General features: G+C 58.6%; 24 protein-coding genes. 18 read left to right on the forward strand and 6 right to left on the reverse strand.

Features of this window, described 5'->3' with window-relative positions; translation table 11 throughout:
• Positions 1 to 45: 45 nt before the first annotated feature.
• On the reverse strand, positions 46 to 2,169 hold the full coding sequence (locus tag FCS96_RS02840) for a NosR/NirI family protein (protein ID WP_138439623.1): 2,124 nt from the start codon (positions 2,167 to 2,169) through the stop codon (positions 46 to 48).
• Positions 2,170 to 2,393: 224 nt separating this feature from the next.
• Here FCS96_RS02840 and pqqA point away from each other — a divergent pair, with 224 nt between their 5' ends.
• From pqqA to FCS96_RS02895, 11 genes are all read left to right on the forward strand, one after another.
• The gene (pqqA, locus tag FCS96_RS02845) at positions 2,394 to 2,465 is read left to right on the forward strand and encodes a pyrroloquinoline quinone precursor peptide PqqA (RefSeq protein WP_007153157.1); all 72 of its coding nucleotides are present in this window, start codon (positions 2,394 to 2,396) and stop codon (positions 2,463 to 2,465) included.
• Positions 2,466 to 2,518: 53 nt separating this feature from the next.
• A complete protein-coding gene (gene pqqB / locus FCS96_RS02850; protein ID WP_138438720.1) occupies positions 2,519 to 3,448 on the forward strand; it encodes a pyrroloquinoline quinone biosynthesis protein PqqB in 930 nt (309 codons plus the stop codon).
• Positions 3,445 to 4,200: a pyrroloquinoline-quinone synthase PqqC gene (gene pqqC / locus FCS96_RS02855; RefSeq protein ID WP_138438721.1), complete on the forward strand. Its 756-nt coding sequence runs from the start codon at positions 3,445 to 3,447 to the stop codon at positions 4,198 to 4,200. The genes pqqB and pqqC overlap by 4 nt, the downstream gene beginning before the upstream one ends.
• On the forward strand, positions 4,197 to 4,475 hold the full coding sequence (gene pqqD / locus FCS96_RS02860) for a pyrroloquinoline quinone biosynthesis peptide chaperone PqqD (RefSeq protein WP_171040651.1): 279 nt from the start codon (positions 4,197 to 4,199) through the stop codon (positions 4,473 to 4,475). Before pqqC ends, pqqD begins: the two co-directional genes overlap by 4 nt.
• Complete coding sequence (pqqE, locus tag FCS96_RS02865; RefSeq protein WP_138438723.1) at positions 4,472 to 5,620, forward strand: pyrroloquinoline quinone biosynthesis protein PqqE; 1,149 nt, start codon at positions 4,472 to 4,474, stop codon at positions 5,618 to 5,620. The genes pqqD and pqqE overlap by 4 nt, the downstream gene beginning before the upstream one ends.
• A complete protein-coding gene (locus tag FCS96_RS02870) occupies positions 5,586 to 7,484 on the forward strand; it encodes an alpha/beta hydrolase family protein (RefSeq protein WP_228264007.1) in 1,899 nt (632 codons plus the stop codon). Before pqqE ends, FCS96_RS02870 begins: the two co-directional genes overlap by 35 nt.
• A gap of 57 nt (positions 7,485 to 7,541) precedes the next feature.
• Positions 7,542 to 8,705, forward strand: a complete 1,164-nt coding sequence (gene ercA, locus FCS96_RS02875) for an alcohol dehydrogenase-like regulatory protein ErcA (protein ID WP_138438724.1) — start codon at positions 7,542 to 7,544, stop codon at positions 8,703 to 8,705.
• Positions 8,689 to 10,437 carry a PAS domain-containing hybrid sensor histidine kinase/response regulator gene (locus FCS96_RS02880; RefSeq protein WP_138438725.1) on the forward strand — a complete coding sequence of 583 codons (1,749 nt, stop codon included), beginning with the start codon at positions 8,689 to 8,691 and terminating at the stop codon, positions 10,435 to 10,437. The genes ercA and FCS96_RS02880 overlap by 17 nt, the downstream gene beginning before the upstream one ends.
• A gap of 66 nt (positions 10,438 to 10,503) precedes the next feature.
• Positions 10,504 to 10,785, forward strand: coding sequence for a hypothetical protein (locus FCS96_RS02885; RefSeq protein WP_041339054.1), 282 nt, complete (start codon positions 10,504 to 10,506; stop codon positions 10,783 to 10,785).
• Positions 10,786 to 10,851: 66 nt separating this feature from the next.
• Positions 10,852 to 12,228 (forward strand): class II fumarate hydratase, encoded by a 1,377-nt coding sequence (locus tag FCS96_RS02890; RefSeq protein ID WP_138438726.1) that lies wholly within the window; start codon positions 10,852 to 10,854, stop codon positions 12,226 to 12,228.
• 56 nt (positions 12,229 to 12,284) lie between these two features.
• Entirely contained in the window at positions 12,285 to 12,767 is a 483-nt protein-coding gene (locus FCS96_RS02895) for a CDP-archaeol synthase (RefSeq protein ID WP_138438727.1), read from the forward strand.
• A gap of 19 nt (positions 12,768 to 12,786) precedes the next feature.
• On the opposite strand, the gene FCS96_RS02900 is transcribed toward FCS96_RS02895, so the two are convergent.
• Positions 12,787 to 13,758 carry a metallophosphoesterase gene (locus FCS96_RS02900; protein WP_138438728.1) on the reverse strand — a complete coding sequence of 324 codons (972 nt, stop codon included), beginning with the start codon at positions 13,756 to 13,758 and terminating at the stop codon, positions 12,787 to 12,789.
• A gap of 218 nt (positions 13,759 to 13,976) precedes the next feature.
• On the opposite strand from FCS96_RS02900, the gene msrA reads away from it, so the two are divergent.
• Positions 13,977 to 14,642, forward strand: coding sequence for a peptide-methionine (S)-S-oxide reductase MsrA (msrA, locus tag FCS96_RS02905; RefSeq protein WP_138438729.1), 666 nt, complete (start codon positions 13,977 to 13,979; stop codon positions 14,640 to 14,642).
• A gap of 11 nt (positions 14,643 to 14,653) precedes the next feature.
• A complete protein-coding gene (gene msrB, locus FCS96_RS02910; protein WP_138438730.1) occupies positions 14,654 to 15,079 on the forward strand; it encodes a peptide-methionine (R)-S-oxide reductase MsrB in 426 nt (141 codons plus the stop codon).
• A gap of 27 nt (positions 15,080 to 15,106) precedes the next feature.
• Here msrB and sorU read toward each other — a convergent pair whose 3' ends face one another.
• Both sorU and sorT read right to left on the reverse strand, forming a co-directional pair.
• Complete coding sequence (sorU, locus tag FCS96_RS02915) at positions 15,107 to 15,427, reverse strand: SorU family sulfite dehydrogenase c-type cytochrome subunit (protein ID WP_138438731.1); 321 nt, start codon at positions 15,425 to 15,427, stop codon at positions 15,107 to 15,109.
• A gap of 32 nt (positions 15,428 to 15,459) precedes the next feature.
• A complete protein-coding gene (gene sorT / locus FCS96_RS02920) occupies positions 15,460 to 16,686 on the reverse strand; it encodes a SorT family sulfite dehydrogenase catalytic subunit (protein WP_138438732.1) in 1,227 nt (408 codons plus the stop codon).
• Between the two features lie 226 nt (positions 16,687 to 16,912).
• On the opposite strand from sorT, the gene FCS96_RS02925 reads away from it, so the two are divergent.
• Positions 16,913 to 17,077 (forward strand): hypothetical protein, encoded by a 165-nt coding sequence (locus FCS96_RS02925; RefSeq protein ID WP_228264008.1) that lies wholly within the window; start codon positions 16,913 to 16,915, stop codon positions 17,075 to 17,077.
• A gap of 24 nt (positions 17,078 to 17,101) precedes the next feature.
• Here the strand turns inward: FCS96_RS02925 and FCS96_RS02930 are convergent, their stop codons facing one another.
• Both FCS96_RS02930 and nhaD read right to left on the reverse strand, forming a co-directional pair.
• Positions 17,102 to 18,085, reverse strand: a complete 984-nt coding sequence (locus FCS96_RS02930; protein ID WP_171040652.1) for a calcium/sodium antiporter — start codon at positions 18,083 to 18,085, stop codon at positions 17,102 to 17,104.
• 9 nt (positions 18,086 to 18,094) lie between these two features.
• Positions 18,095 to 19,345, reverse strand: coding sequence for a sodium:proton antiporter NhaD (gene nhaD / locus FCS96_RS02935; protein WP_138438733.1), 1,251 nt, complete (start codon positions 19,343 to 19,345; stop codon positions 18,095 to 18,097).
• 334 nt (positions 19,346 to 19,679) lie between these two features.
• Between nhaD and mqo the strand changes: the two genes are divergently transcribed.
• The 4 genes from mqo (at position 19,680) to FCS96_RS02955 (ending at position 26,383) form a co-directional block, all read left to right on the forward strand.
• On the forward strand, positions 19,680 to 21,161 hold the full coding sequence (mqo, locus tag FCS96_RS02940; RefSeq protein ID WP_138438734.1) for a malate dehydrogenase (quinone): 1,482 nt from the start codon (positions 19,680 to 19,682) through the stop codon (positions 21,159 to 21,161).
• Between the two features lie 155 nt (positions 21,162 to 21,316).
• Entirely contained in the window at positions 21,317 to 22,549 is a 1,233-nt protein-coding gene (locus FCS96_RS02945; protein ID WP_138438735.1) for an ATP-grasp domain-containing protein, read from the forward strand.
• A gap of 54 nt (positions 22,550 to 22,603) precedes the next feature.
• Positions 22,604 to 24,628: a hypothetical protein gene (locus FCS96_RS02950; RefSeq protein WP_138438736.1), complete on the forward strand. Its 2,025-nt coding sequence runs from the start codon at positions 22,604 to 22,606 to the stop codon at positions 24,626 to 24,628.
• Between the two features lie 81 nt (positions 24,629 to 24,709).
• A complete protein-coding gene (locus tag FCS96_RS02955; RefSeq protein ID WP_138438737.1) occupies positions 24,710 to 26,383 on the forward strand; it encodes an acetolactate synthase large subunit in 1,674 nt (557 codons plus the stop codon).
• Positions 26,384 to 26,400 lie beyond the last annotated feature (17 nt).

Consider the following 26,400-nt stretch of genomic DNA (forward strand, 5'->3'; position numbering starts at 1 on the left):
GGTTTCCGACCTCTTTTGGCTCCTCCCCGGAGCCTTTTTTGTGCCTCAAACAGAAGCATCCGTGGCCAGGATCTGGGCTTGTTGCTGTTGTCTGCGCTGTTGCTTGTCCCGAATGATGCTGTCCACGCATTGACTGTCGTCGCGAAGAATGACCACGCACTCCAGGCATTGAATGCACTCGTCATAGTCAATCTGGCCATTTTTGCGAATGGCATTGATACCGCATTCATTCTTGCAGTGCTGGCAGGGCGAGCCACAGCGGTCAATTCGGTCCAGCCAGTTGAACAGCCGGAACCGGCCCAACACCGCCAGCCCGGCACCCAGCGGACACAGGTAGCGACAGTAGAATTTGTGAATGAACATGCCGATCACCAGCAGGCCAATGGCATAGGCCACAAATGGCCAGTACCGCCAGAACACCAGGGTGATACTGGTTTTGAAAGGCTCTACCTCCGCCAACTGCTCGGCCAGGGTCAGTGAGTAGAAGGCTGTGCCCACCAATCCCAGCAGGACAGGATACTTGATTAAGATCAGACGCCGGTGCCACCGTTCCGGCACTCGAATCTGGCGCAAGCGCAGTTTATGGCCTAGCCAGGCGGCCATTTCCTGCAATGCACCGAATGGGCAAAGCCAACCGCAAAACAGGCCTCGGCCCCAGATGAACAGAGTAACGAAGGTGTAGGTCCAGAGAATGAACAGAACCGGGTCGAGCAGAAAGACATCCAGGGTGAAACCATCCCAAAGGGCTAGCAGCAGGGTGTAGATATTCACTACCGATAACTGGCCCTGGGCGTAAAACCCTATAAAGAACACCGTGAACAGCAGGAAGCCCCAGCGGAATCGGTGTACCAGCCTAGGGTGCCGGCTGAGCGTTTTCTGGCGCACGAAAAAAACGGTCAGCACCGCCAGACTGATGACCAACAGTGCGATTTGCCACCAGCGCTCTTGCCAGAGGCCGACCCACACCGGCTGCCGGCTGGAGCCCGGTGGCTCGGCGACTTCCACGGTTTCAAACAGGTCGCCGGAAAATTGTACGGGCAGGTTAAAGCTGGCGGAATCCGACACCAGATGGTTCCGGGCCAGTTCGACATGCAACTTCAGGCTCGCTTCTGCGCCCGGATTGAAACCGGCATTGCCGCCGACCCGGAACAGGTTAACGGCGTCGAACACCGGCAATCCCTCGGCCTGGAGTGCCAGGTTCTGATCCAGCCAGTTCAGGTCCCGCATCTCCACCGACAGATTGTTCTGGGTCAGCCCAATCCGATTCGGGGAGCTTCCGGGGGTGAAATTCCCGTCAACGTGCGGGTGCACGCCGCGGGAAGCCACCAGTAGAACTTGGTCATTGTCGCCGAGGCGGCCCATGAACCGGTCGTAGCCCTCGTTGCCCAGTAGATTGCGTCCGACCATGGGGGAATTCATGTAGGCAAAGAACAGTTCGGAGAAAGCGGCACCGCCGGTCGGTTCCATGTCGGCGGGATAGTCGGACAGCGGTCGCCCCAATTGCTGCTCAACATCGTCTGCGCTAATACGTGCTCGGCCAATAAAACCTCGGTCGATTAGCGATTGCCAGCCCAGGGGATCGAAGAAATCGGGTCTGGCCCTGGTTGGGGCGGTCTGGGCAAAAGCTGCCAGCTTCTGGCGGGCAACCTTAAGGGCGGAAGACAGCACCGTGTCGTTGATGATGAGCACGGATACCGTGGCCTTGCTAACTCCATCGAAGTACACCACGTCGCCGTCCGAGGTTTTACCCTGCTTGCCGGCGTATGACGATTGCACAACGATCTGCTCCCGCAGGGAGCGACCTTCATACTGGTCGACAAACTCAAACAAGGGTTCTTCCCCAAGGCCATGAAGAAACACCGGTTCGTGATGATGCAGCACTTCGACTCCGGTAAACCGCCCTTGCGTGTCCAGTCCGATCATCATCCGGATAGGTTTGCCGGCGAACCCCTGAAGACGACTCAGGTCGGTGGACTCGTAGGCGTAGCCAAGCAGCTCCTGCAGCTGGTAAACGGGGTAAACGGGGAAATCGGGCAATTTGTCTTCGATCATCGTGGCGGCGGGAAACAGGGAGCGAATGAGGTCGCGTCGGCTATCGGTAAGCTCCGCTCCGGAAAGCCCCGGCAACAGGGAAAGAAGGAACAGCAAAGGTGCGAGTCGCCTGGCCATCATGGAACTCCTGGAAGTTATTATTTTGCTTGTTCCATGCTACGGCGTAGGTGTCAGGTCTCAATGAGACCTCGGAGCCAGAGTGGTGCTACTTTGTGGGGTAGTAAAACGGTTCTAAAGTACCATGTTGGCCCAGAGCCTCTGTCGCTACATTGAAAGCGTGTAGTCGGTCAATCCGGTGATCACACGCAATGCGCTAACAATCATGACAAGAGGTGAGCATTATGTGGACCAAACCCGCTTACGAAGACCTGCGGATCGGCTTTGAAGTCACCATGTACTTCGCCAACCGCTGAGTGAGAACCGGCCGGCGCGGCTGCGCCGGCTTTTCTCTCGGCAGGTACTTCCCATGCAGATTCGAGTGCTTGGCTCCGCCGCCGGCGGAGGGTTCCCCCAGTGGAACTGTAATTGTCGCAACTGCGCCGGGTTCCGGAACGGTACCCTTAACGCGCAGGCTCGCACCCAGTCTTCTATTGCCATCAGTGAGGACGGTGAGCACTGGATTCTCATTAACGCCTCACCGGACATTCGTGCTCAGCTGGCGGCTTTTCCAGCCATGCAGCCGGGTCGCGCCTTGCGGGATACTGGTATTAACGCCATTGTTCTGATGGACAGCCAGGTAGACCACACCACCGGCTTGCTGTCGTTACGCGAGGGTCTGCCGCTCGATGTCTGGTGCACCCGACAGGTTCATGATGACCTCAGCTCCGGCTTTCCCTTGTTCACCATGCTGGGTCACTGGAACGGCGGCCTGAACTGGAGATCTATCGAAGCTTCGGAGCAACAGGCGTTCACCATTCCCTGTGCGCCGTCCATAGAGCTGACGGCAATTCCACTGCTGAGCAATGCGCCGCCTTATTCGCCAAGGCGTGACAACCCCCATCCGGGAGACAACATCGGCTTGTTCCTGCGGGACACTCGCACCGGAGCCCGGGTGCTTTACGCGCCAGGGCTGGGCGAGCCGGATCAGCGCCTGTTGGCCTGGATGCGCATTGCCGATGTTCTGTTGGTCGATGGTACCGTCTGGCACGACGATGAAATGATCCGGCAGCAAGTCGGCACCAAGACCGGGCAGGCTATGGGACACCTTGCCCAAAGCGGTTCCGGTGGCATGATCGAGGTGCTGGGAACCATGCTCGCCAGTCGCAAGATCCTGATTCACATCAACAACACTAATCCGATTCTGGACGAGGACTCGCCGGAGCGTGTTGAACTGAATCGGCACGGTATTGAGGTCGCCTGGGACGGGATGCACATCGATTTGTCGGGGCCGCTATGAACGCTGATGCCACTAATGCGATGAGCCGGCAGGATTTCGAGCAGACCCTGCGTGCCAAGGGGCGGTTCTACCATATTCACCACCCCTACCATAAAGCCATGTATGCGGGACAATGCACGCCCGAGCAGATCCGCGGCTGGGTGGCGAATCGATACTATTACCAGATCCAGATTCCCCAGAAAGACGCCGCCATCATGGCGAATTGCCCAGACCCCTCGGTGCGTCGGCTGTGGTTGCAGCGGATTCTTGATCACGACGGCCACGATGGCGATGCCGGTGGCATCGAAGCCTGGCTCAACTTGGCGGAGGCAGTGGGTCTGACCCGGGAAGAGGTGATAGACCAGCGCCACGTCTTGCCGGGGGTTCGGTTTGCAGTGGATGCCTATCGCAACTTTGCTCGCCAGGCCAGCTGGCAGGAAGCCGCATGCTCGTCACTGACCGAGCTGTTTGCGCCGGAAATTCACCAGTCCCGGTTGGCCAGCTGGCCGCAACACTATCCCTGGATTGATCCTGCTGGCTATGGCTATTTCCGCAAGCGGCTTTCGGAAGCCCGTCGCGACGTGGAACACGGCCTGACCATCACCCTGGATCACTTCATCACCGGGGCCCAGCAGAATCGAGCCCTCGAAATTCTCCAGTTCAAGTTGGATATTTTATGGTCTATGTTGGATTCGCTGACTATGGCTTACCTGCACCAGACGCCCCCGTTCCACACCGTAACCGACCAAGCGGTCTGGCATCGCGGCCTGTGAGCGAGGACGGTGCAAGCAGGATCCCCCGTTTGCGCCGGGGCTTCCGGTTCCAGTGGGAACCGGTCCAGAGTTGCCATGTGCTGCTTTATCCAGAGGGCATGGTCAAACTCAACGACAGTGCGGGCGCGATTCTCGGCGAGGTGGATGGGCAACGAAACGTCGACCTCATTGTGGCCTCGCTTCAGCTGAAGTTTCCGGACGAGAATGACTTGGGTGCCGATGTTCGCGAATTCTTGAATGATGCCGTTCAGCGGCACTGGATTGAATGGCTATGACAGCCGCAAAAGGAACCGGAACCAGTACTCAGGTTGGCCCTCCGTTGTGGTTGCTGGCGGAGCTGACCTACCGGTGCCCGTTGCAGTGCCCCTACTGTTCCAATCCCCTGGACTTTGCCCAGAGCGAGCAGGAGTTGAGCACCGAGCAGTGGTTCAGTGTGCTGCGTCAGGGCCGGGAGATGGGAGCTGCCCAGCTCGGCTTTTCCGGCGGAGAACCGCTGGTACGACCGGATCTGCCGGAGCTGATTGCGGAGGCCCGGAACCTGGGCTACTACACCAATCTGATTACCTCGGGTCTGGGGCTGACCGACGCCAAGGTCGATGCCTTTGCCGAGGCCGGCCTGGATCACATCCAAATCAGTTTTCAGGCATCTGATCCAGAGCTGAATAATGCCGTGGCAGGCTCCCGCAAAGCATTTGAGCAGAAATTGGCCATGGCTGAAGCGGTCAAGTCGGCCGGCTATCCGATGGTGCTGAACTTCGTTATTCACCGGCACAACATTCACCAGATGCCGGATATTCTCGATCTGTGCGAACGCCTGGGGGCGGACTATGTCGAATTAGCCACCTGCCAGTACTACGGCTGGGCATTCAGGAACCGGGAGGGGTTGATGCCGTCCCTGGCCCAGTTAACCAAGGCGGAGGCAGAGGTGAACGAAGCTCGGGAGCGGCTGCAGGCCAGTGGCTCTGCAATGAAGCTGATCTTTGTTACCCCGGATTACTACGAGGAGCGGCCAAAGGCCTGCATGAACGGATGGGGCAGTCTGTTCTTGACCGTGGCACCCGATGGCACCGCGTTGCCGTGTCACAGTGCCCGGCTGCTGCCGATTGATTTTCCGAAGGTACAAAGTACCAGCCTCAAGGAAATCTGGTACGACAGCCCGGGATTCAATCATTATCGGGGTGATACCTGGATGCCCGAGCCCTGTCGGTCCTGCGATGAGAAAGGCAAGGATTTCGGGGGCTGTCGCTGCCAGGCCTACCTGCTAACCGGCAATGCCGATAACGCCGATCCGGTGTGCAGTAAATCCGCTCATCACGATCGAATTCTCGCGGCGCGGCGCGCCGCGGACCATGCCACGGCCGGGCTCGACGATCTGGTATACCGCAATGTTAAGAACTCCCGACTGTTTTTCCGTAGCTGAGACCTGCCGCAGACTGCCCGAGTCATCTTCGGAGGCTCGGCTCAGCGCCTATGACGTTTGCGCCGGCCATGCCCAGCGCTTGGAACTGATCGCTTCTGAGGCCGGACTGTTCTGGCTGGAAGAGCCGGCTGGTCACCATGGCAAGGTGCTCATGGTTTGCTCTGAAGCCGATGACTGTAGGCGCTTACTGGAAACAGGAGCACTTGGCAGTCACCTCAATGGTTACGGCGGTGGTTCGCTGGCAGCATTGGATGATCGGGTGGTGGTTGTCAGCGACAGGCAGAGGCTGATTTCGGTTAATCCGGACGATGCAGTGGCCAAGGTATTGGTGGATGAGCCTGAGTGTGAGTGGGGTGGGCTGGCGGCGGATCCTGCCCGAAACCGGGTGCTTGCAGTTCGAGAGGCTCGTGGCGCGCAACAATTGGTGGCGGTTGGTGACAATGGTGATTGGCAGTGCCTGCACGAGGGCGAGGATTTTTACGGCGCCCCCGCGTTGTCGCCGGATGGCTGGCGTGTCGCCTGGATCAGCTGGCAGTTACCGGACATGCCCTGGCATCAGAGCAAACTCTGGATCGGGGAGCTTGATCGGGCGGGAAACGTGCGCAACCTGCGATGCTGCGTGCCGCCCGCCGAGGGCTCCATACAGCAGCCATTGTTTAGCGGAGACGCCCTGTGGGTGCTGTCTGATCATGCCGGCTGGTGGCAGCCCTGGCAGGTGCAGGCCCAGGGGCGTGACGTTATTTGGCACGAGCTTTCGGCGCCGGAACTGGACCACGCCAATGCGCCCTGGCAACTTAGTGAACATCATCACTGCGCTCTGGCGGACGGTCACTGGGCCCGGGTTCAGTACCGGGCTGGCACCGGCGAGCTGTGGCTGAACACTGGGACGGGTGGTGAAACCCGGGTTGCCTGTGAGTACAGCGACTTTCGCAGTCTTTGCACGCGGCATGGCCGTTTGTGCTGCATCGCCCGCTCGGCCAGCCGGCTGGACAGCATCATCGAGGTTGACCCCTACAGTTGCGAGACTCGAGTTTTAGCCGGCGGTGAGTCTCCTTTACCCGGACGGCAGGTTGCTGTTCCCGAAACATTTATCATCCCCCCACAGGCCTCTGCGGAGTTTCCCGTACAGGGCTTTGTGTACTTACCGGTCGGTCCGATATCTGACGTGCCGCCTTTGATCCTGATGGCCCATGGCGGGCCGACCTCCGCGGTATATCCGGTCTACAACGCCCAGATTCAGTACTGGTGCCAACGGGGCTTTGCGGTCGCCGAGGTGAACTACCGGGGTAGCAGCGGCTTTGGGCGAGAATTCCGGCAGGCTCTCGCCGGTCGCTGGGGTGACATTGACGTGCAGGACATGCGACGTGCGGCCGCATACCTGGTCGCCCAGGGCTATGCCGATGGGGGGCGGTTGTACATCCAGGGCCGAAGTTCAGGCGGTTACACCGCCCTGATGGCGTTGCTGGACGACAACTGCTTTAAACGCGGTGCCAGTCTATTCGGTGTGACCGATCCACTGCGGCTGAGGCAGATGACCCACCGCTTTGAATCCGGGTATCTGGATTGGTTGTTGGGACATCCGGACGAATATCCCGAACGCTGGCAAGCTCGTACACCTTTGCACCACGCAAGTAGGATCCGAGTACCTGTCATCCTGTTTCAGGGTGGTTTGGACCCGGTCGTCGTGCCCGCCCAGACTCGGGCGATGGTGGACTCCATGACAGCCGCGGGCAATCCTCCGGAGTTGCACTGGTTTGAGGATGAAGGTCATGGCTTTCGCCAGCGCCGCAATCAGGCCAATATGCTGGAATGGCTGCACAGCTTTTACCGGCGCCCTAGCGGAAAGCCCAATGATTGGGCTTGAAACTTGAGTTAGACTGTCGGTTATTCCTATAACAACAACCGATAGAGCGTAGCCTTCATGAGTCACGACATTTCGGCCTTGCGGAAATTTGTGTCACCGGAAATTGTCTTCGGTGCCGGGTCACGACGCTCGGTCGCCAACTTCGCCAGTAATTTTGGCGCCCGCCATGTTTTGCTGGTGTCGGATCCGGGTGTTGCCGCAGCGGGCTGGGTTGGGCAGATCGTGACCCTGCTGACTGAGGCCGGTATTCGATCAACCATCTTCACCGGCGTGTCACCCAATCCGAAAGTCGATGAAGTGATGGCGGGAGCTGAGCTCTACAAGTCCAGCGAATGTGACGTTATCGTGGCGATTGGTGGCGGCAGTCCAATGGATTGCGCCAAGGGGATTGGCATCGTAGCGACTCACGGTCGCAACATCCTTGAGTTCGAGGGGGTGGACACCATCAGCAACCCATCGCCGCCGCTGATCCTTATTCCCACGACCGCCGGAACCTCCGCAGACGTCTCCCAATTTGCCATCATTTCCGACCCCAATCGCCGCTTCAAATTTTCCATCATCAGCAAAGCCGTGGTGCCGGACGTATCCCTGATCGATCCCGAAGTGACCGAGACCATGGATGCCTATCTGACCGCCTGCACCGGTGTTGATGCGCTGGTGCATGCGATCGAGGCATTTGTTTCCACCGGTAGCGGGCCATTGACTGACACGCACGCGCTGGAAGCAATCCGGCTGATCAACCGTAATCTTGAACCCCTGGTGGTTAACACGGCCGATGCCTACCTGCGTGAGCAGATCATGCTGGCCTCAATGCAGGCCGGGTTGGCATTCTCCAACGCCATCCTGGGTGCGGTGCACGCCATGTCGCACAGTCTGGGCGGTTATTTGGATTTGCCCCACGGCCTGTGCAATGCCCTGCTGCTGGAACATGTGGTGGCGTATAACTATCGCTCGGCCGAGGACCGTTTCCGGCTAGTGGCGGAGGCGATGAATATTGATACCCGGGGCATGAGTCATCGAGACATCAAGAAACGTCTCATGGCACGGATCATTGAGCTGAAAAAACAGGTTGGGCTCGAAGCCCGGCTGGCCCAACTGGGTGTTAGCACTTCTGATATTCCCTATCTGTCGGGATACGCTCTGCAAGACCCCTGCATTCTCACCAATCCGCGAAAATCCTCGTTGCGGGACGTTCAGGTCGTCTATGAAGAAGCCCTCTGATCAACCGGACAGCGGCTATGGAATTGGCGATCTACTGGGGCTGGGCAGTCAGTCCGTACGCAAGAACTATTACCCTGCGCTGCAGGATCGCATCAACGAACTCGAGCAAGAACGAAACCGGTATAAATGGCTGTTCGAGAATGCCCTTCATGGCATCTTCCAGGCCAATCTACGGGGTGGTTTTCTCGCCTGTAATCCGGCCATGGCCCGCATCTGTGGGTACGACAGCCCGGAGCAGCTTAGTCAGAAGGTTATCCGGTTGCGGGAACAATTGTTCTGCAAGGCCGCCGAGTTCGATCAGATCCGCCAGGAATTGCTGGACCAGGGCAGTCTGAGTGCCCGCGAAACCATGCTGCAGCGGGCCGATCATACGCCCGTTCCTGTGGCCATAACCCTGTTGCGCCGTCCGGACCTGGGTCCGGAAGTGGTGGAAGCTTTTGTGGCGGATATCACTGAGCGATTTCAGGCCCGGCAGAAACTGGAGCAGTTGAACCAGGACCTGGAACGTAGGGTTCAAGAGCGCACCCAGGCATTGCAGAGCGCCAACGTCGGACTGCACCACCAGATTGAAGAGCGGGAGCGGGTGGAGCACGAGCTGATGGTGGCCGTTGATGCGGCGAAAGAGGCGAACCGGAGCAAAGACAAATATCTGGCTGCTGCCAGCCATGATTTGATGCAACCACTCAATGCTGCCCGGCTGATGATTTCCGCACTGCAGGACCAGCCGTTACCTGCTGGCCAGAGCCGCACAGTGCATCAGATTCACCGGGCCCTGGAAGGGGCTGAAGAACTGCTCTCGGACCTGCTGGACATCTCCAAGCTGGATCAGCAGGCAATGTTGCCGGATTTGGTGCCCACCGATTTGCAGACCCTGTTGGAAGGATTGGGCGAGGAATTTGAAGCTGTCGCTGCCAATGCCGGGCTGGCGTTTCGGTCCCGCCTGATTCCCCTGACGGTAAGCACCGACTCAAGAATGCTGACCCGAATAGTCCGCAACTTGTTGAGCAATGCTTTCCGGTACACCCGGGCAGGCGGCGTGGTGCTCGCGGTGCGACGGTACCAGGGCAGTGTCCAGATCCAGATCTGCGATACCGGCGTGGGCATCGAGGAAAGTAAACTTGAGGAGATTTTTACCGAGTTTCACCAGCTATTGCCGAAAGGCGCGGGCGGACGTCAGGGCGTTGGTCTGGGGTTAGCGATTGTTGATCGGATGGTTCGAATTCTCGGCTATCAGATCAGCGTGTCGTCCCGCCCTGGAAGAGGATCGCGCTTCGTTGTGACCTTGCCTTCGGAGTCCGAGGTTCAAAGCGCCCAGAAAACTGCAAGAAGCGCTTTGACGACCGCATCTGACAGTCTCGCAGATGCTTGTATCCTGGTCATCGATAACGATCCCGCGGTTCTGGATAGTATGGCCTTGCTGTTGCGCGGCTGGGGCTGTCAGGTGGTAGCTGTCGCGAGTGCGGAAGAGGCGATTGAGTTACTGGCGGAAGAAATCGTGCCGCACGTTGTTCTGGCGGACTTTCATCTTGATGACGATCGTACCGGTTGCGAGGCTGTTGCCCTGGTGCGTCAAGCACTTGGGCACACGGTGCCTGCCGCGGTGGTCACCGCTGACCAGAGTGATGAAACCCGACGCATGTTGCGCGAACAGCAACTCCCAATGCTCAATAAGCCAGTAAAACCGAATCGCCTCAGAGCGCTGCTCACCAGTCTGTTATTTCCACCGGTCTGATCCTTCAGGCTTTGCAGCAGGGTCTACACTTACCTCATCAGTGCTGAGGAATGGGGGATCCGCCTAATGAGCAATGCTGAATCCGGACTAAACAACCACGAAGTCACCATCTGCCTGGCGGGTGGCGCCGTGCTGGGGCCGTTTAATGCAACCTGGAGCAAGAACGAAGGCGGCGACGTGCGGGAGCTGGTGCGTGAGTACGATGCTTACCTGCAGGGCGATAAGCAGCATCGGTTCAAATTCCATCTGCACGATACCTACACCAATACCGTGCATACCCTGATCCTGAATTTTGAACAGGTCACTGGCATCTGCGATCACGTGCGGCTGCGATCGAACGCCCACTGATACGGAGCAGGCTGGCGGCCGTAAACGCTTGTGATTGCACGAGGAAATGGACGAACGGGAGGCAAAATGAGCGAATATCGAACGGAAACAGACAGCCTTGGTGATATCAAGGTACCGGCACAGGCGCTGTGGGGCGCACAGACCCAGCGCGCGATCGAGAATTTCCCGGTCAGTGGGCAACCACTTCCGCACACGTTCATCGCCGCAGTGGCCCAGATCAAGCGGGCGGCCGCCGAGGCCAACACCAGCTTGGGCTTGTTGGATGCGACCCGCCGCGACGCCATTGCCGAGGCGTGTGAGCGCATACTGGATGGTGAATTTGACGATCAGTTCCCGATTGATCGTTACCAGACCGGCTCCGGTACCAGCACTAATATGAACGTGAACGAAGTGATTGCAGCCATTGCAAAGAAGGGCGTGGTGGATGTGCATCCCAACGACCACGTCAATATGAGCCAGAGTTCAAACGACGTGATACCCACGGCCATTCATGTCAGTGCAGTGATCGCAGTGAAGGAGCGACTGATCCCGGCCCTGAGCCACCTGGAAGGTGTCATCTACGAGCGCGAGTCGCTGTTCTCAGACCAGGTAAAGACCGGTCGCACCCATCTGATGGATGCCATGCCAGTTACCCTCGGCCAGGAACTACGCACCTGGCGGGAGCAGTTGGTGGCGTCCCAGACCCGGGTTGAACAGGCCGCGAATGAGCTGTTGGCCGTGCCTCAGGGCGGAACCGCCGTGGGTACCGGTGTTAATGCGGCGCCGGAGTTTGCCGAGCAGTTCGTCAAGTTCCTGCAGCACAACACCGGTTATGGTTTCAGTGCCATGGAACATAAGTTCGTTGGGCAGAGCGCGATCGATGGCCCGGTAGCGCTGTCGTCCCAGTTGCGGGGTGCAGCCATCGTGCTGATCAAGATCGCCAACGATCTGCGCTGGATGAACAGCGGCCCGATTCATGGCCTGGCGGAAATCAGCCTGCCGGCACTGCAACCGGGCAGCAGTATCATGCCTGGCAAGGTGAATCCGGTGATTCCCGAGTCTGTTGCCATGGTGGGCGCCCAGGTGATGGGCCTCGACAGCGCCGTGGCCATGGCCGGGCAATCGGGCAATTTCCAGCTTAACGTAATGCTGCCCCTGGTGGCGGGTAACCTTCTCGACATGGTAGAGCTGCTGAGCAACGCCTCGAAGCTGCTGGCGGAGAAGGCGATTAAAGACTTCACCGTGAACACTGAGGCTCTGAATGAGGGGGTTGGTCGCAATCCGGTACTGGTTACCGCGCTGAATCCGGAGATCGGCTACAGCCTGGCCGCCGACATCGCCAAGGAAGCCTACCGCGATGGGCGCCCGGTGATTGATGTGGCGGAGGAACGCAGTGGCTTGAGTCGCAAGCGGTTGGAGCAGTTGATGGACCCGCTGAAACTGACCCGCGGAGGTCTTGCCTGAGGGTAAAGGCCAGGGGTGTAATCCGCGGAGCCTGACAGGAAGGGGAGTAGAAGTACTTGCTGCTATCACTGGTGCTGTTCGTGATGCTGGTACTGGCCAACGGCGTGCCGGTGGTGGTTGCCCGTATTCTGAAACGACGGTGGGCCGCGCCGGTGGATGGCGGGCGGCTGTGGTCTGATGGCCGACCCGTCCTGGGAGCGAGCAAAACATGGCGGGGATTGATCTCAGGCGTGCTGTGCTGCGCCCTGTTTTCGTCAGCGATTGGGCTTGGCCTGATGTTCGGGCTGTTGTTCGGGATATTGGCGCTGTGGGGCGACCTGCTCAGTAGCTTTTACAAGCGCCGACTCGGGATGGCATCTAGCGCCCGGGCGATTGGTCTGGATCAGGTGCCGGAGTCGGCGTTGCCGATGGTGCTGGCGGTGTTCTGGTTGCCGATCAGCTGGTGGAGCGCGGCCTTGGTGGTGGCGCTGTTTACACTCTCCATTATCCTGTTTTCACCGCTATTATACCGCCTGGGCATCCGGCGCCATCCCCACTGATTGTCCTCACGTCGTCCGCTTACTGGGGACCACGGGTGAGGGTGTGGATGGTGACTTCCGGCGGGCAGTTCAGCCTGACATTGACCACCGAGGTACCCGAGCCCGGCGAGGTATAGCCTTGCATGCCGTTAGCCCGCCAATAGCCCCGGCCGAGGTGGCGCGGACAGTCTGAATCCAAGGTGACCGGGATGCCGCCGGGCAGGCAGATCTGTCCGCCGTGGGTATGGCCGCACAGAAACACGTCGTAGCCGGCGTGCGCAGCCTCTCGCCAGATTTCAGGTGTGTGGCTGAGCAGAATGCTGACGCCGTCGATCGGGATGTCATCTCCAGCCCGGTGCAGGTTGTGCACCTTGTAATAGTGCGCGTCATCAACGCCGGCCAGATAGATCTTCTTGCCCTGGTGCTCGATGGGCAACATCTCGTTCATCAGCAGCACGTAGCCCATGTCTTCCAGGCCGGGCACCATTCGGATGCTGTCGTGATTGCCCAGAACCGCGTAGGCTTCGCCGCGAATGGCGTCCCGTAACCGGGACATGCCGTCGAGGGCTCCGTCCACCGGGCCCCAGGTGAGTTTGCGATAATCGCCGGTTAGCACGCATAGGTCGTATTCAAGGGGCTCGATCTTCTTGAGCACAGCCTGCAGGTTGGCCTCGTCCATATCGACGTGGAGATCGGTCAGGTGCAGGATGCGAAAGCCTTCGAAAGCGGCTGGCAATGCTGGCAGAACGAAGCGGTTGTGCGCAGTATCCAGTCGGCGGCTGTTGGCTTGCCCACGCCGGAACAGACCAGCCAACTTTAGGCAGAAACTGATCAGGCCGGGTGCCGCGGTAACATTTTCCAGGTGGAAGCTGGAACCCTGGCCGAACGCCTGGGCTTCGTATTCCCGCTCAATGCCCAGTCGCTGGCGCGCATGCACAGGCCCGAGCCGGAGGCTCAGGCGGTACTCCAGAAGTTCGTCCTGGTTTTTCGGTGTCCGAGCCCTTGCCGTCATGTCTCTGTCCTTGATATGCCGAACGGGCGATTGTCAGATTGCGATGTGGCAAACCCCGCTTGTCAGTATGGTTCGCTGCGGCGCGGATGCAACCCAAACCCGGCAATGTTCATGTTTGGAAAAAGCACTGGGCCGTTGGTAAATCGTAAGCGTAACAGCCACAATTCAGGGTATTACACGTGCTTTACCCACACCCAAATTCGAGAGTTGAGGACACCATGGTCAATTCCTGTGATATTCCGGGGCTGAATGTGCCCCGAAGCCGTTTTCCTGATCCGGAGCAGGATGTTCCCCAACCCGCCGATGAAGCCCGGTTGGTGCTAGCGGGCGGTTGTTTTTGGTGCGTGGAAGCGGTGTATAAGGCCATGGACGGTGTCACCAAGGTGGAGTCCGGGTATTCCGGCGGCAGCGCCGAGACTGCCACTTACGAAGCCACCTGCAGTGGTACCACCGGCCACGCCGAGGTTGTGGATATCCACTACACGCCGTCAAAAGTCAGTTTTGGCGAGCTGCTTAAGGTATTCTTCTCGGTCGCACACGATCCGACCCAGCTTAACCGCCAGGGTAATGATCGGGGCACCCAATACCGTTCGGCCATCTTTTACGAGACGCCGGAGCAGAAACAGGTGGCCGAGGCTTACATTCATCAGCTCGGTGCCGCTGGCGTGTACCCTGATCCGATCGTAACGACGCTGGAGCCGCTCGAGGCGTTTTACCCCGCCGAGGCCTACCATCAGAACTTTGCGGCCCGGAACCCGTACCAGCCATACATCATGGCGGTAGCCGCGCCGAAGATGGAGAAGCTGGTGAACAACTACGGCGATCGCCTGAAACCGGAATATTCCGACGACGGCTCCGGCCCTTCTGACGACAATACGGCCTGAGGAGGCATACCATGGGCGTTTCTGCTGCAGGATATGACCTGACACCGCTGACACCAGCGCAAATTGAAGAGAAAGCCGCCGATCTGACGCCGGAAGAGCGCAAGGTGCTGCTGGACCACGGTACGGAGCATCCGTTCTGCGGGACGCTGCTGGACAACAAGAAAGCGGGCGCTTATTACTGTCGCCTGTGCGATCTTCCGCTGTTCAGTTCGGACTCGAAATTCGATTCAGGTACCGGCTGGCCAAGCTTTTTCCAGCCGTTCGATCCCGAGCACATCCGTTATCTGGAAGACACCAGCATGGGTATGGCTCGTACAGAGATCCGCTGCCCACGTTGCGACAGCCACCTGGGGCATGTATTCCCTGACGGCCCGCCGCCGACCGGCAAGCGCTACTGCCTGAACTCCGTTGCGATGGTATTTCAGGAAAACGAATAAGAGAAACGGGGCAAGCGCCCCGTTTTTTTATGGGCCGCCGCCGGTGATCGAGGCCACGTAGTGGGCAACGGCTTTTATTTGCTCCTCTGTGAGGGTGTCACCGAATGCCGGCATCAGGCCGACGCCGCCTTTAACGGCATTGCGGACCTGTTCCTGCGACGGTGCCAGTTCATCCAGATTTGGTCCGATTTCGCCGGTGGCGCCGGCATCCGAGAGGGTATGGCAGATACTGCAGGCGGGCTGGGCGGCCTCCATGAAAACGATCTTGCCCTGGCTGGCAAGATCGTCTGCTAATGCATGCGCGCCCCACAGGCCGAATGCCAGACCAAATACGCAACGTTTGATCATAAGACACTATCCATCAATGGCTGGTGCCGGCCTTAGCCGACCTCCACGGTCACGCCATGGTCACTCCAGCCGTTGTGGCCGTATCCGCGTTCGTTATCCATGCGTCCCTCCGGCTGGCTGTTGCCGTTCATATCGGTTGCCTTGCTCACTATTCGGTATTCGCCCGGTGTAAGGTCTGCTGCCAGCACGAAGGGTCGCCAGGAAAAGGGCCCCAAGTCAGGCCCGAGGAAGCGGGCAGGTTTCCAGGTTCGGCCGCCATTGACCGAAACCTCCACCTTATCAAGAGCGACGGTCCCGCCAAGCGCAACACCGTAGATCATGGTACGACCTTCCCGTGCGGATTCGAGCGGCGAGGTGACCCAGGATTTAACGTTCATTTCCCACATGGACGGCTGATCGGGTGCACCTTTTTCGCCGACGTCGCGAATACGGTAGCTGGAGGCCTGGATTTTCACGCCGGTCTGATTTTCAGTGAAGGCCACCTGTTTCACGTATTTGATGTTGTTAACGCCGTAAAAACCAGGCACCACCATTCGCAGCGGACCTCCGTGGGTCAGTGGCAGTGGCTCGTCGTTCATTTCCCAGGCCAGCAGGGCGTGCTCGAGGGCGCGGGTAGGCACGGAGCGTTCCACGGTCACCTGCGTCGGCTCAAGTCCGGCTGGTAACTCCTCACCACCGGTGCTGGTTATATACTCGACTCCATCGGCAAGACCACCCAGTGCAGCCACCACATCCTTCAACGGTACGCCGGTCCACATTACACAACCGGCTGCGCCCACCGACCATTGTGTTCCACCTGCACCATGGGGGAAGAACGCACGGCCGTTTCCGGAGCATTGCAGTACCGAGGCCACGGTTGCCACGCCGATCTGCTTGAGCTCGCCGAGGGTCATTGCTTTCGGGTTTTTCACCCCTTCAACCCGCAGTTGCCAGGCATCACGATCGGCGACGATTGATTCCGGCGGGGCGGGCAGGTTGTTGCGAACGAATAGCCGGTCACTCGCGGTGATCACACCCTGGCCAATGGCACCTCTCTGCGTCTCCATGGTGTTGGTACTGTGCACGATCAGCGCGTTTCGCTCTTTCCAGGAGGCGTAGTCGGGCAGGGTTTTCGGTTCTTCAGCTTTTGCCAGTGGCGCGAATCCAAGCAGGCTGACAGCCGCCATGGCGCTGGCACTCCCCATCAGTATCTGACGTCGGCCTGGGTTGGTCAGGCCGGGGTCGTTTGGACCTCGCTGGATGACAGTACTCGGTTTCATGATTCTCCTCCCTTGGTATTGGCTAATGACGGTAGTCCCTTACTGCAACCGTCCACGCGCCGAACGCATTCTTATTAGTTATAGGAGGTGTTTAATAAGTGATCAATTAATGGTTGATATCCAAGGCCTGACGCGTTGGTTATTCAGCGTCAGACGGAACAGATACAATCCCCAGCGATTGTTAAGGTCTTGAAACAATGGGGAAGCGGAAGAAGGTGCTGGACTAATGATTCGATTGAAACTGAGCCCACTGACCGAGTCGGCCACCCTGCTGAGACGGGGTGGTGTGGTTCTTGGAAGTGTCGGGCTGACAGCACTTTACTCCCTGCTGATCCTGCTCCGGGCCCTGCTCAGGCTGGAAGAATTGCTGGGGGACGGCGAGGCCGAATGATAGGGCCCCGCCAGGCTTGGCCGGTCAGGCGCCGGATGCAGCGACCACGGTAGAGAACAGATAACCGGTGTAAGCAAAGTACACCAGCAACAGCACCACCCCGTTGCCCCGTGAAATAAGTTTGCGCTGGCCCATCACGCCGAAGCCCATCATTAGCAGCCCCACCGTTAACGCCAGCATCAGGGTCCAGTCCCGGTACAGCACTTCCGGATCGACTTTCAGGGGTTCAATGACGGCCGCCAGGCCAACCACCGCCAGGGTGTTGAAGATGCCAGAGCCGAGGATGTTACCCAGAATAAGGTCGTGCTCGTTTTTCTTGACCGCGGCCAGGGCAGAGGCAAGTTCCGGCAATGAGGTGCCGATGGCGACAATAGTCAGACCAATCACCAGGTCACTGACCCCCAGAGTCTGGGCGATGGTGACCGCACCCCAGACCAGCAGGCGTGAACTCACTACCAGCAGAATCAGGCCTACCACCACCCAGATCACAGCGGATTTCAGGGGCATCGGGTGGGCAATCATCTCGGCGTCGGTGTCGCCCCCCAGGGGGTCTTCCTTGCCCTGAAAACCCTGGTAAATGGACCAGCCCATAACACCGGCAAACACCGCCAGCAGAACCCAGCCATCCAGTCGAGTCAGTTGGCCGTCTATCAATTGCGCGCCGGCAATCAGGGTCAGTACCAGTAGCAGTGGCAGTTCTTTGCGGATGACCTGGGAATGCACGGCAATGGGTGCAATGACGGCGGTCAGGCCGACGATCAGCGCGATGTTGGTGATGTTGGAGCCGTAACCGTTACCCAGGGCCAGCCCCGGGTTGCCATCTGCTGCAGCCATGGCCGATACCGCCAATTCTGGCGCAGAGGTGCCGAAGCCGATGATCACCATCCCGATCAGCAGCGTGGGCATGCCCAGGTGTTTGGCGGTTGCCGCGGCGCCTTCGACAAACTTGTCAGCGCTCCAGACCAGCAGGATCAAACCGGCGACGATTGCGCCCATTGCCATTAGCATAGAAAAACCTCAGTGAATAAAACGTCCGAGCATGAACACGCCGGCATAACCCAGGGTGTAGGCCGCCAGGAGGTGCGCAAGATACCGCATGTAGGCCCCAAAGGTCAGCCCCGGAATCTTGGTCATGGCCACAATGCCGGCTGCTGAGCCGATAATCAGTAGCGAGCCGCCCACGCCGACGGCGTAGGTCAGGCCCATCCACTCGCCCGGGGTCATCCCGATCCCAGCCTTTAACAGCGCGGCCGTCAGCGGCACGTTGTCGATCACCGCCGAGAAGATGCCCATCAGATAGTTGGCATACAGCGGCGGAAGCACATCGTAGATGGCGACCAGGGAGTCGAGCGCGTGAATTTCCTTGAGCATGCCGACCAGCAGCAGAATGCCGAGGAAGAACAGCAGCGTTTCGAACTCAATGATACGGATGTACTCAAGAATCGGGTCCAGATCGGAATCGTCACTCATGAACCGGGAAATCAGGAACATGACCGATAGCCCGAACAGGAAGGTCAACACCGGCGGAACCCCATACAGGGCATTGCCGGCGATGGTGCACAGGATTGTTAACAAGAACAACGCGCTGATGACCGCGTCCACGGGGCGTATTTCGTTCTTGGTCGCACGCAGCGTGACCGTTCCGGTCAGCCCCCGGGACAGGAACACCGCCAGTATGAACACGGTGATGGAGGCCGGGATGGCGAGTGTCAGCAAGGTGAGTATTTCCACCTTGTCAGCGAGGAAAATCATCAGAGTGGTGACGTCGCCGGTGATCAGTGAGACGCCGCCGGAATTAACCGCGAACACCACCAGCGTGACGAACTGCAGGCGCTTTTTCAGCTCCAGCTCAAGGGACAGAATGAGCGAGCATGAGACTAACGTAGCGGTGATATTGTCTGCCAAAGAGGAGAAGATGAAGCAGAACAGTCCGGTCAAAAATAACAGTTTCCGCTCGCTGACCTGCTTCGGCATGATCAAATAGATCAGGTTTTCGATCATCCCTTTCTTGTTCAGGTAAGCGACGAACGTCATGGCCGCGACCAGGAACAGCCAAAGACCCGCAATCTCGGCAATACTCTCGGATAAACCGGTCGATATCGCGGAAGTCTCACCCTCGCTTTCGCTCATAAGAAACAGAAGAATCCAGCTCAGGGTGCCAAAAAACAGCGTTACCTTGGCTTTGTTGACGTGGGTGATTTCCTCGAAAATAACGCCGAGTAGCGCGAGAACAGCAATAGCGATCAGAACAGCTTCTAGGGCAGACATGGTCGTGTCTCGTCTCGATACATAGATAGGCGGGCCGCTGTTGGCCCGAACTGATTGAAGTGTTTGAGGGCGGAGTTTAGACCCTTGGCTGGGAGCGGGCCACTGCCCTTAGGTAGTAAAAATTGGTGGCCGAAGTAGAGGCAAAGCCCTGTAAGAAGCGCATCGAATGACAATCGCAATTTATTCTTCCCGCAAAAATCGGGATAATTGCGCCACGTTTACATCCGAAAGCACACCGCGGCACCTTTTACCAAGTGCCTGGTCGGCTTTCGACAGGCTTTCCTGCTGATCGTGGGAGAGTACACAGGCTCAATACTAGGTAGGGTATAAAGCAATGGCCGTTAGACAGGCAGACGTAGTGCTGGTCGGCGGTGGCGTCATGAGCGCCACCCTCGGCATGATGCTCAGGCAGCTCGATCCGTCCCTGGACATCGTCATGGTGGAACGTCTTGATCACGTTGCCCATGAGAGCACGGACGGATGGAACAACGCAGGTACCGGACACGCCGGGTACTGTGAGCTGAACTACACCCCGGAAACCGACGACGGCGATGTGACCATTGATCGGGCTCTCAAGATCAACGCCCAATTCGAAGTGTCGTTGCAGTTCTGGTCGTATCTGGTGGAGCAGGGAATGCTGCCCGATCCCAAAACCTTCATCAACCGCACACCGCACCAGAGCTTTGTCTGGGGTGAGAAAGATGTGGCCTTCCTCAAGCGTCGGTTCGAGCGCCTGAGTGCCCATCACCTGTTCCGCGAGATGGAGTACACCGAGTCCCCGGACGATCTGGAAGAATGGATGCCCCTGGTGGTCAAGCACCGGGATCCGATGGAGCGGGTTGCCGCTACCCGGATCAAGCACGGTGCCGATGTCGACTTCGGTTCCCTGACCCGGAGCATGGTGGAATACCTGCAAAGCCAGCCCAACTTCGAACTGATGCTGAGCAGCCCGGTGCACTACATCGACCAACGTGACAACGGCCGCTGGAAAGTGCGCGTGCGCAACCAGAAGACCGGCGAGCTGACCAAGCTGGAAGCCGGCTTTATTTTCCTGGGCGCCGGTGGTGGTGCGTTGCCGATGCTGCAGAAATCCGGCATTGACGAAGCCCGCGGCTACGGTGGCTTCCCGGTCAGCGGCCAGTGGCTGGTGTGCCGGAAGCCAGATATCGTTGAGCAGCATCACTCCAAGGTTTACGGCAAGGCGCCCATCGGTGCGCCGCCGATGTCGGTTCCGCACCTGGATACCCGAATCATCAACGGCGAACCTGCCCTGCTGTTTGGCCCGTTCGCCGGTTTCACCACCCGCTTCCTCAAGCAGGGTTCGCTGTTTGATCTGTTCGGCTCGGTCAAGCCTACCAACCTGCGCCCCATGCTGTCGGTAAGCAAGAGCAACATGGACCTGACCCGCTATCTCATTGGCGAAGTGTTCCAGTCCCATAGCGATCGGGTGGCTTCGCTGCGCAATTTTTTCCCGGACGCCCGTGAAGAAGACTGGGAGCTGAAAATGGCTGGCCAGCGCGTGCAGATCATCAAGCAGGTCGACGGTGGCGGTGGCAAGCTGGAGTTTGGTACTGAGATCGTGGCGGCCAAAGACGGCACGCTGGCGGCTTTGCTGGGTGCCTCGCCCGGTGCATCCACCGCGGCCAACGCCATGCTGACGGTTCTGGAGCGTTGCTTCCCGGAGAGTTTGAAGACGGCTCAATGGCAAGAGCGGATGCGTCAGTTGGTTCCGTCCTATGGCCAGTCGCTGGTCGAAGACGAGCAGCTGCTGAATAAAGTCAGAGCAAGGACTTTGTCGACCTTAAAACTCGGCTGATATACCTAATCAATATAAAAAACGCTCAGACATTGAGGCCGCTGGCATACAAACCAGCGGCCTTTTTGTTTTTATGTGCTTTGAATATGGTCTGATTTGCGATTTCCCAAGTAAAGCGTACTGTTAGGGAACACCCCACGCAAAGGAGAGAGCCTATGAGCGAGCAAAAGTACAATCCGGACAAGGGGTATGTTGCACTCCTCGGTTGGAGTCTGAATGCCGTTGAAGCCGCGGACAAGTTTGATCGACGCTATGTGGTCGTCGCTCCGGACTGGGCTGAGGCTTATTGCAAAGAGCACGATATCCCCTACGTGCCCTGGAATTTCGAACGCTTGAACGATCGCTCCGTAGAAATTGCCCAGACTCTGAAAGAGATGGGCGTAGACGTGTCCATCCCGTTGTTTGAAGAAACCGTCGAATGGGCGGGTGCGATTAACTCCGTGCTCATGGACAAGCCCAAGTTGTTTGGTCAGGCCATGCTTCTGCGTGACAAGGCCCTGATGAAGCGCCGCGCCCAGCTTGGTGGTATCCGAGTCGGCATCTTCGAAGAGGCGCACGACAAGGGTGACGTCATTCGTTTCCTGAAGCGGGTCAACCAGACCCTGCTCAAACTGGACGGTGACCCCAACGACCCGATTCACCTCAAAGCCTTCGATAAGGCGGGTTGCCTTGGCCACCGGGTTATTCGTACACCCGATGAAGTCGACACCATTCCGGAAGAAGAATTTCCGGTGTTGATGGAATCGCACCTTGATGGCTGGGAATTTGCGGTTGAGGCCTGGATCCACAACGGCAAGATCGCTTTCCTGAACATCTCCGAGTACGTCACTCTGGGTTACTCCGTGTTCGTTCCGGCGACACCGGACCTTGAGAAATACCGTGACCAGATCCGGGGCGAAATCGAGAAGCTGATCAAGACCTTCGACATCGATTTTGGCTTTATTCACCCGGAATACTTCGTGACCAGCGACAGCACCATGTACTTTGGCGAGGTGGCTTACCGGCCGCCGGGCTTCAAGGTCTTCGAACTGCTGGAACGGGCCTACGGTTTCAACGCCTACCAGGGGTTGATCCTGTCTTTCGATCCGAAGACCACGGCTGAGGAAGTCAAAGCGTTCTTCCCGAAAGAAGTGGTCGATGCCAAGGGTTATGCAGGTTGCTTTGGTGTTTACCCGCGTCGCCGGGTGGTCAGCAAACTGGAAATTCCCGAGGAGACCGAAAATCACGAGTATTTCGAGTCTCACGAGCTGACACCGCCGCTGGAAGAAACCGTGACCAAACGGACTGCCTTCGGTACCCACTGGGGCTTGGTGTACTTCTTCGGTGATGATCCTTACACCATGCGGGATCTGCTGAAACATCAGGAAGAACTCGATTTCTATGTATAATCCGGAGAGGTATTAACTACAAACGGGTTTGGTGCAGGCCCTGAGGAACGTCGTTTGAACGATCACCAACCGGGCAGCGCAGCGCCAGTCGTCAACTTTGACAAGCTGGTGCAAAAACTGGATGACTCAATCCAGGTATTGGAGGAGAGCCGGCCTTTTGCTAAGGCCGGCAAACTCCCGCGCGTGTTCGATATTGCCCGTCGAGTCTTGATGCAGCCGGAAGGCTGCCGTGTTATCGAAGAGCGCGCGCAACGTCTGGAGTTGGCAGGCGTGTACCTGGGCACTGACTGGGCGGAACCCGGCATTCTGCTTCCGACCCTCACCACGCATTCGTTGCAGAGCCAGAACGCCGATACGGTGGTCATCGAGGCTTTCAGCGAACTGCGTTTGCTGGCGGTTGCCAGGGGCTTCTACCTGCATCCGTCGGTGTCCGCAGAACAGGCTCACCATTACCTCACGCAGGTGCTGGCCATTAATCTGGGCTTGCTGTTTGGTATGGTCGGCGAAGCGGAGCGGGAGCAGGGCAAGCTGTCGAAAATCAGTCAAGCGGTGGTGCAGTACGTTGCCCACCATATTGGCTACGAGCACGTGATCGATAGCCTGATTGAGGAAATCTGGCGCATCCTTCAGCAGCGTCCGATCCAGGTTTCTGACGTGCGCAAAATGATTACCCAGATCGCCATCTGCCGGGCCGATCCCCAAGCGGATCTTGGCGGGGCCGGCCGGGGTGCCGATCGACTCATTTCCAGTCTCTACGGACCGACTCGCGCCTGCAGCGAGGATCCGGGCACTGTCGTTTACGAGCAGCGCCTGGAATCCATGGATGCCCAGGCCCTGCAGAACGAGGCAACGGGCTTTGCCCGAGCCATGCACGATACCGGTCTGGTGTCGCCTTACCACGCCACCTTTGTCCGCTTCATCCTGGACGATCAGGACGCCTTGCTGACTGAAGCCCTGGGCTTGTCGAGTACCGGGCGTGACTGCCTGTTGTGTTACCGGGAACTGGTTTGCACGCTGATACGGGAAGGCGTATACCCGGAAACCGCCCAGGGCCTCTACGGCATGGCGTTAATGCTGGAACGGGGCATTCTCTACCAGCCTCCGGTAGCCCCGGCGCTGTGGCGCCAGGCCCGGTTGTCGCTGTGTCCGGACGCCCGCGAGCGCTTGCAGTTGGCCTATGGCTATCACCCACAGCCCGGCGCCTGGCTGGTGCAGGGCGTATTGAATATGCTTGGCCAGCCTCTCGGGGTTGGGCAGGGCAACAACCCGACCTGCCAGTCGGCACGGGCGCTGTCCATGTGGGCCTACAATGATCCTGACTATCTGCTGCAGATGGTGGCCTGGGCCGCGCGGGACAATGAAATCATCATGCATTTCGAAGGCAAGCCGGTGTCGTCGGCGCATAGTCGGGGTGGTGTTGCCTCGGAGGTGACGCTGGATCTTGACCCAGTGTCGCTGGTGGTGGTGCCGCACCTGGACCGAATCTATGCCGAAATGGGGCGTATGGTTGGCGGCCGGGAGGGCGATCCGCACCGGTGGGTAAACCCCGAATTCCATGGCTGGTCCGCCGGCCGGGGCTTCGCCATCAACGTGGATGTGGCCACCGGCAAGCTGGATGATCTTGAAGGTTTCATCCGGCATTTCTACGCCAGCTACCACCCCTACTACAACGGCAATCAGCCGCTGATTCATCCTCAGCCTGCTGGTGTGGCCGTAACCGACAGTGCCGCACGTTTTATTGGCTGGCACGCCATTACCATTTTGCGGGTGGCACTGGATCCGGAAGGCCTGATGCGGGTCTATTTCTTTAACCCCAACAACGACAGCGGTCAGAACTGGGGTGACGAGGTGCGCGTAAGTACCGCCGGTTGCGGTGAACGCTTTGGTGAGTCATCGCTGCCGTTCGAACAGTTCACGTCCCGGCTGTATATTTTCCATTACGATCCGTTGGAGCGGGGCGAGCCTGCGGATGTCGGCGACGATGAGCTGCAACGGGTTGTGGAGAGTGTTCATCGTAGCTGGGGCGAGGATCGGGTGCCGGCAGAGGCCCTGCAGGCGCAGCCGCCGTTGACCCAGTAATCCGTGCACCTCCCGTGGACTTCCCAGGCACTTCCTACGTACTGCTAAGAGTGAGACCGGCAACACACGAAAGGGACAACCATGACAACCGAGCTAACCACGGAGGCGCGCAACGGGGCTGAACTGTTCATCCGCGCACTGGAGAATGAAGGGGTTCGTTACCTTTTTGGGGTTCCCGGGGAAGAAAACCTTGCGTTGTTGGAAGCGCTGCGGGAATCCAATATCCAACTGGTGCTGAACCGCCACGAACAGGCTGCGGGATTCATGGCTGCCACCTATGGCCGGCTCACTGGTCGGGTCGGCGTTTGTCTCTCCACCCTGGGCCCGGGTGCCACCAATCTGGTGACCGCAGCCGCCTACGCTCAGCTTGGCGCTATGCCCATGATGATGATCTCGGGCCAGAAACCGATAAAATCGTCAAAGCAGGGCCTGTTCCAGATTCTCGATGTGGTGGATCTGATGCGCCCGCTGACCAAGTACACCCGCCAGATCAGCAACGCCAACACCATTCCTGCCAAGGTTCGTGAGGCCTTCCGGCTGGCATCGGAAGAGCGGCCCGGCGCGGTACATCTGGAGTTGCCTGAAGACATCGCCGCGGAAACGCCGGACGCCGACACCCACATCTTCGAGTCCAGCGATGCGAGGCGCCCCTCTGCCAGTACCAAAAGCCTGGAAATGGCGTGCGACATGCTGCGCCAGGCCAAGCACCCGCTGATCATGATCGGTGCTGGAGCCAACCGGAAACGGGTGTCACAGGCGCTGATTCACCTGGTTAACGTGACCAATATTCCGTTCTTCACCACCCAGATGGGCAAGGGTGTGGTGGATGAGCGTCATCCCCGGTATCTGGGCAATGCGGCCCTCTCGTCGGGGGACTTCGTGCACTGCGCCATCGACCATGCTGACCTGGTGATCAACGTTGGCCACGATGTGGTCGAGAAGCCTCCGTTCTTCATGAAGCCCGGTGGCAAGCAGGTCATTCACGTGAACTTCAGCGGTGCCGACGTGGACCCAGTGTACTTCCCCCAACACGAGGTGGTGGGGGACATCGCCAACAGTGTGGAATACATGGCCGAGCACTGCGGCCACTGTGGCAGCCACGACTTCACCTGGTTCATGGAAGTGAAAGCTGCTGTGGACAGACATCTGCAAGACCGCGCCGACGACCCCCGGTTCCCGGTGATTCCCCAGCGCATCGTCAGTGACGTGCGTGCGGTGATGCCGGACGACGGCATCATTGCCCTCGATAACGGCATGTACAAGCTGTGGTTTGCGCGCAATTACCCGGCCTACGACAACAACACCGTGCTGCTCGATAACGCCCTGGCCTCCATGGGCGCCGGCCTGCCCAGCGCCATGATGGCGGCCATGCTGTACCCGCATCAGAAGGTGATGGCTGTTTGCGGCGACGGCGGTTTCATGATGAACAGCCAGGAAGTGGAGACTGCCGTTCGCCTTAACCTCAACCTGGTGGTACTGATCATCAACGACAGTGCCTACGGCATGATCAAATGGAAGCAGGCGCAAGAAGGCTTCCAGGACTTCGGCCTGGACTACCGCAATCCGGATTTCGTCAAATACGCCGATGCCTATGGCGCCACCGGCCACCGGGTAAACCGCACCGAGGATTTACGGCCAGTGCTGGAGACCGCCCTGGCGGCTGGCGGTGTGCATCTGGTGGACGTACCGGTGGATTACAGCGAGAACCGGCGGGTGTTTGATGAGGAACTTGCCGACCTGACCTGCCGGCTCTAGCCGTTGTATGATGGCCT

It is taken from the genome of Marinobacter alexandrii, from assembly GCF_005871205.1.
GTDB classification, from domain to species: domain Bacteria; phylum Pseudomonadota; class Gammaproteobacteria; order Pseudomonadales; family Oleiphilaceae; genus Marinobacter; species Marinobacter alexandrii.

Excerpts from the sequence above, each read along its gene's own strand:
- FCS96_RS02885 (WP_041339054.1), top strand. The coding sequence starts at position 10,504 with ATGAGCAATGCTGAATCCGGACTAAACAACCACGAAGTCACCATCTGC.
- FCS96_RS02880 (WP_138438725.1), top strand. The coding sequence starts at position 8,689 with ATGAAGAAGCCCTCTGATCAACCGGACAGCGGCTATGGAATTGGCGAT.
- ercA (WP_138438724.1), top strand. The coding sequence starts at position 7,542 with ATGAGTCACGACATTTCGGCCTTGCGGAAATTTGTGTCACCGGAAATT.
- FCS96_RS02925 (WP_228264008.1), top strand. The coding sequence starts at position 16,913 with ATGATTCGATTGAAACTGAGCCCACTGACCGAGTCGGCCACCCTGCTG.
- FCS96_RS02890 (WP_138438726.1), top strand. The coding sequence starts at position 10,852 with ATGAGCGAATATCGAACGGAAACAGACAGCCTTGGTGATATCAAGGTA.
- FCS96_RS02870 (WP_228264007.1), top strand. The coding sequence starts at position 5,586 with ATGTTAAGAACTCCCGACTGTTTTTCCGTAGCTGAGACCTGCCGCAGA.
- FCS96_RS02840 (WP_138439623.1), bottom strand. The coding sequence starts at position 2,169 with ATGGCCAGGCGACTCGCACCTTTGCTGTTCCTTCTTTCCCTGTTGCCG.
- nhaD (WP_138438733.1), bottom strand. The coding sequence starts at position 19,345 with ATGTCTGCCCTAGAAGCTGTTCTGATCGCTATTGCTGTTCTCGCGCTA.
- pqqB (WP_138438720.1), top strand. The coding sequence starts at position 2,519 with ATGCAGATTCGAGTGCTTGGCTCCGCCGCCGGCGGAGGGTTCCCCCAG.
- FCS96_RS02955 (WP_138438737.1), top strand. The coding sequence starts at position 24,710 with ATGACAACCGAGCTAACCACGGAGGCGCGCAACGGGGCTGAACTGTTC.
- msrB (WP_138438730.1), top strand. The coding sequence starts at position 14,654 with ATGGGCGTTTCTGCTGCAGGATATGACCTGACACCGCTGACACCAGCG.
- mqo (WP_138438734.1), top strand. The coding sequence starts at position 19,680 with ATGGCCGTTAGACAGGCAGACGTAGTGCTGGTCGGCGGTGGCGTCATG.
- FCS96_RS02930 (WP_171040652.1), bottom strand. The coding sequence starts at position 18,085 with ATGCTAATGGCAATGGGCGCAATCGTCGCCGGTTTGATCCTGCTGGTC.
- pqqC (WP_138438721.1), top strand. The coding sequence starts at position 3,445 with ATGAACGCTGATGCCACTAATGCGATGAGCCGGCAGGATTTCGAGCAG.
- sorT (WP_138438732.1), bottom strand. The coding sequence starts at position 16,686 with ATGAAACCGAGTACTGTCATCCAGCGAGGTCCAAACGACCCCGGCCTG.
- msrA (WP_138438729.1), top strand. The coding sequence starts at position 13,977 with ATGGTCAATTCCTGTGATATTCCGGGGCTGAATGTGCCCCGAAGCCGT.
- pqqE (WP_138438723.1), top strand. The coding sequence starts at position 4,472 with ATGACAGCCGCAAAAGGAACCGGAACCAGTACTCAGGTTGGCCCTCCG.
- FCS96_RS02945 (WP_138438735.1), top strand. The coding sequence starts at position 21,317 with ATGAGCGAGCAAAAGTACAATCCGGACAAGGGGTATGTTGCACTCCTC.
- sorU (WP_138438731.1), bottom strand. The coding sequence starts at position 15,427 with ATGATCAAACGTTGCGTATTTGGTCTGGCATTCGGCCTGTGGGGCGCG.
- FCS96_RS02900 (WP_138438728.1), bottom strand. The coding sequence starts at position 13,758 with ATGACGGCAAGGGCTCGGACACCGAAAAACCAGGACGAACTTCTGGAG.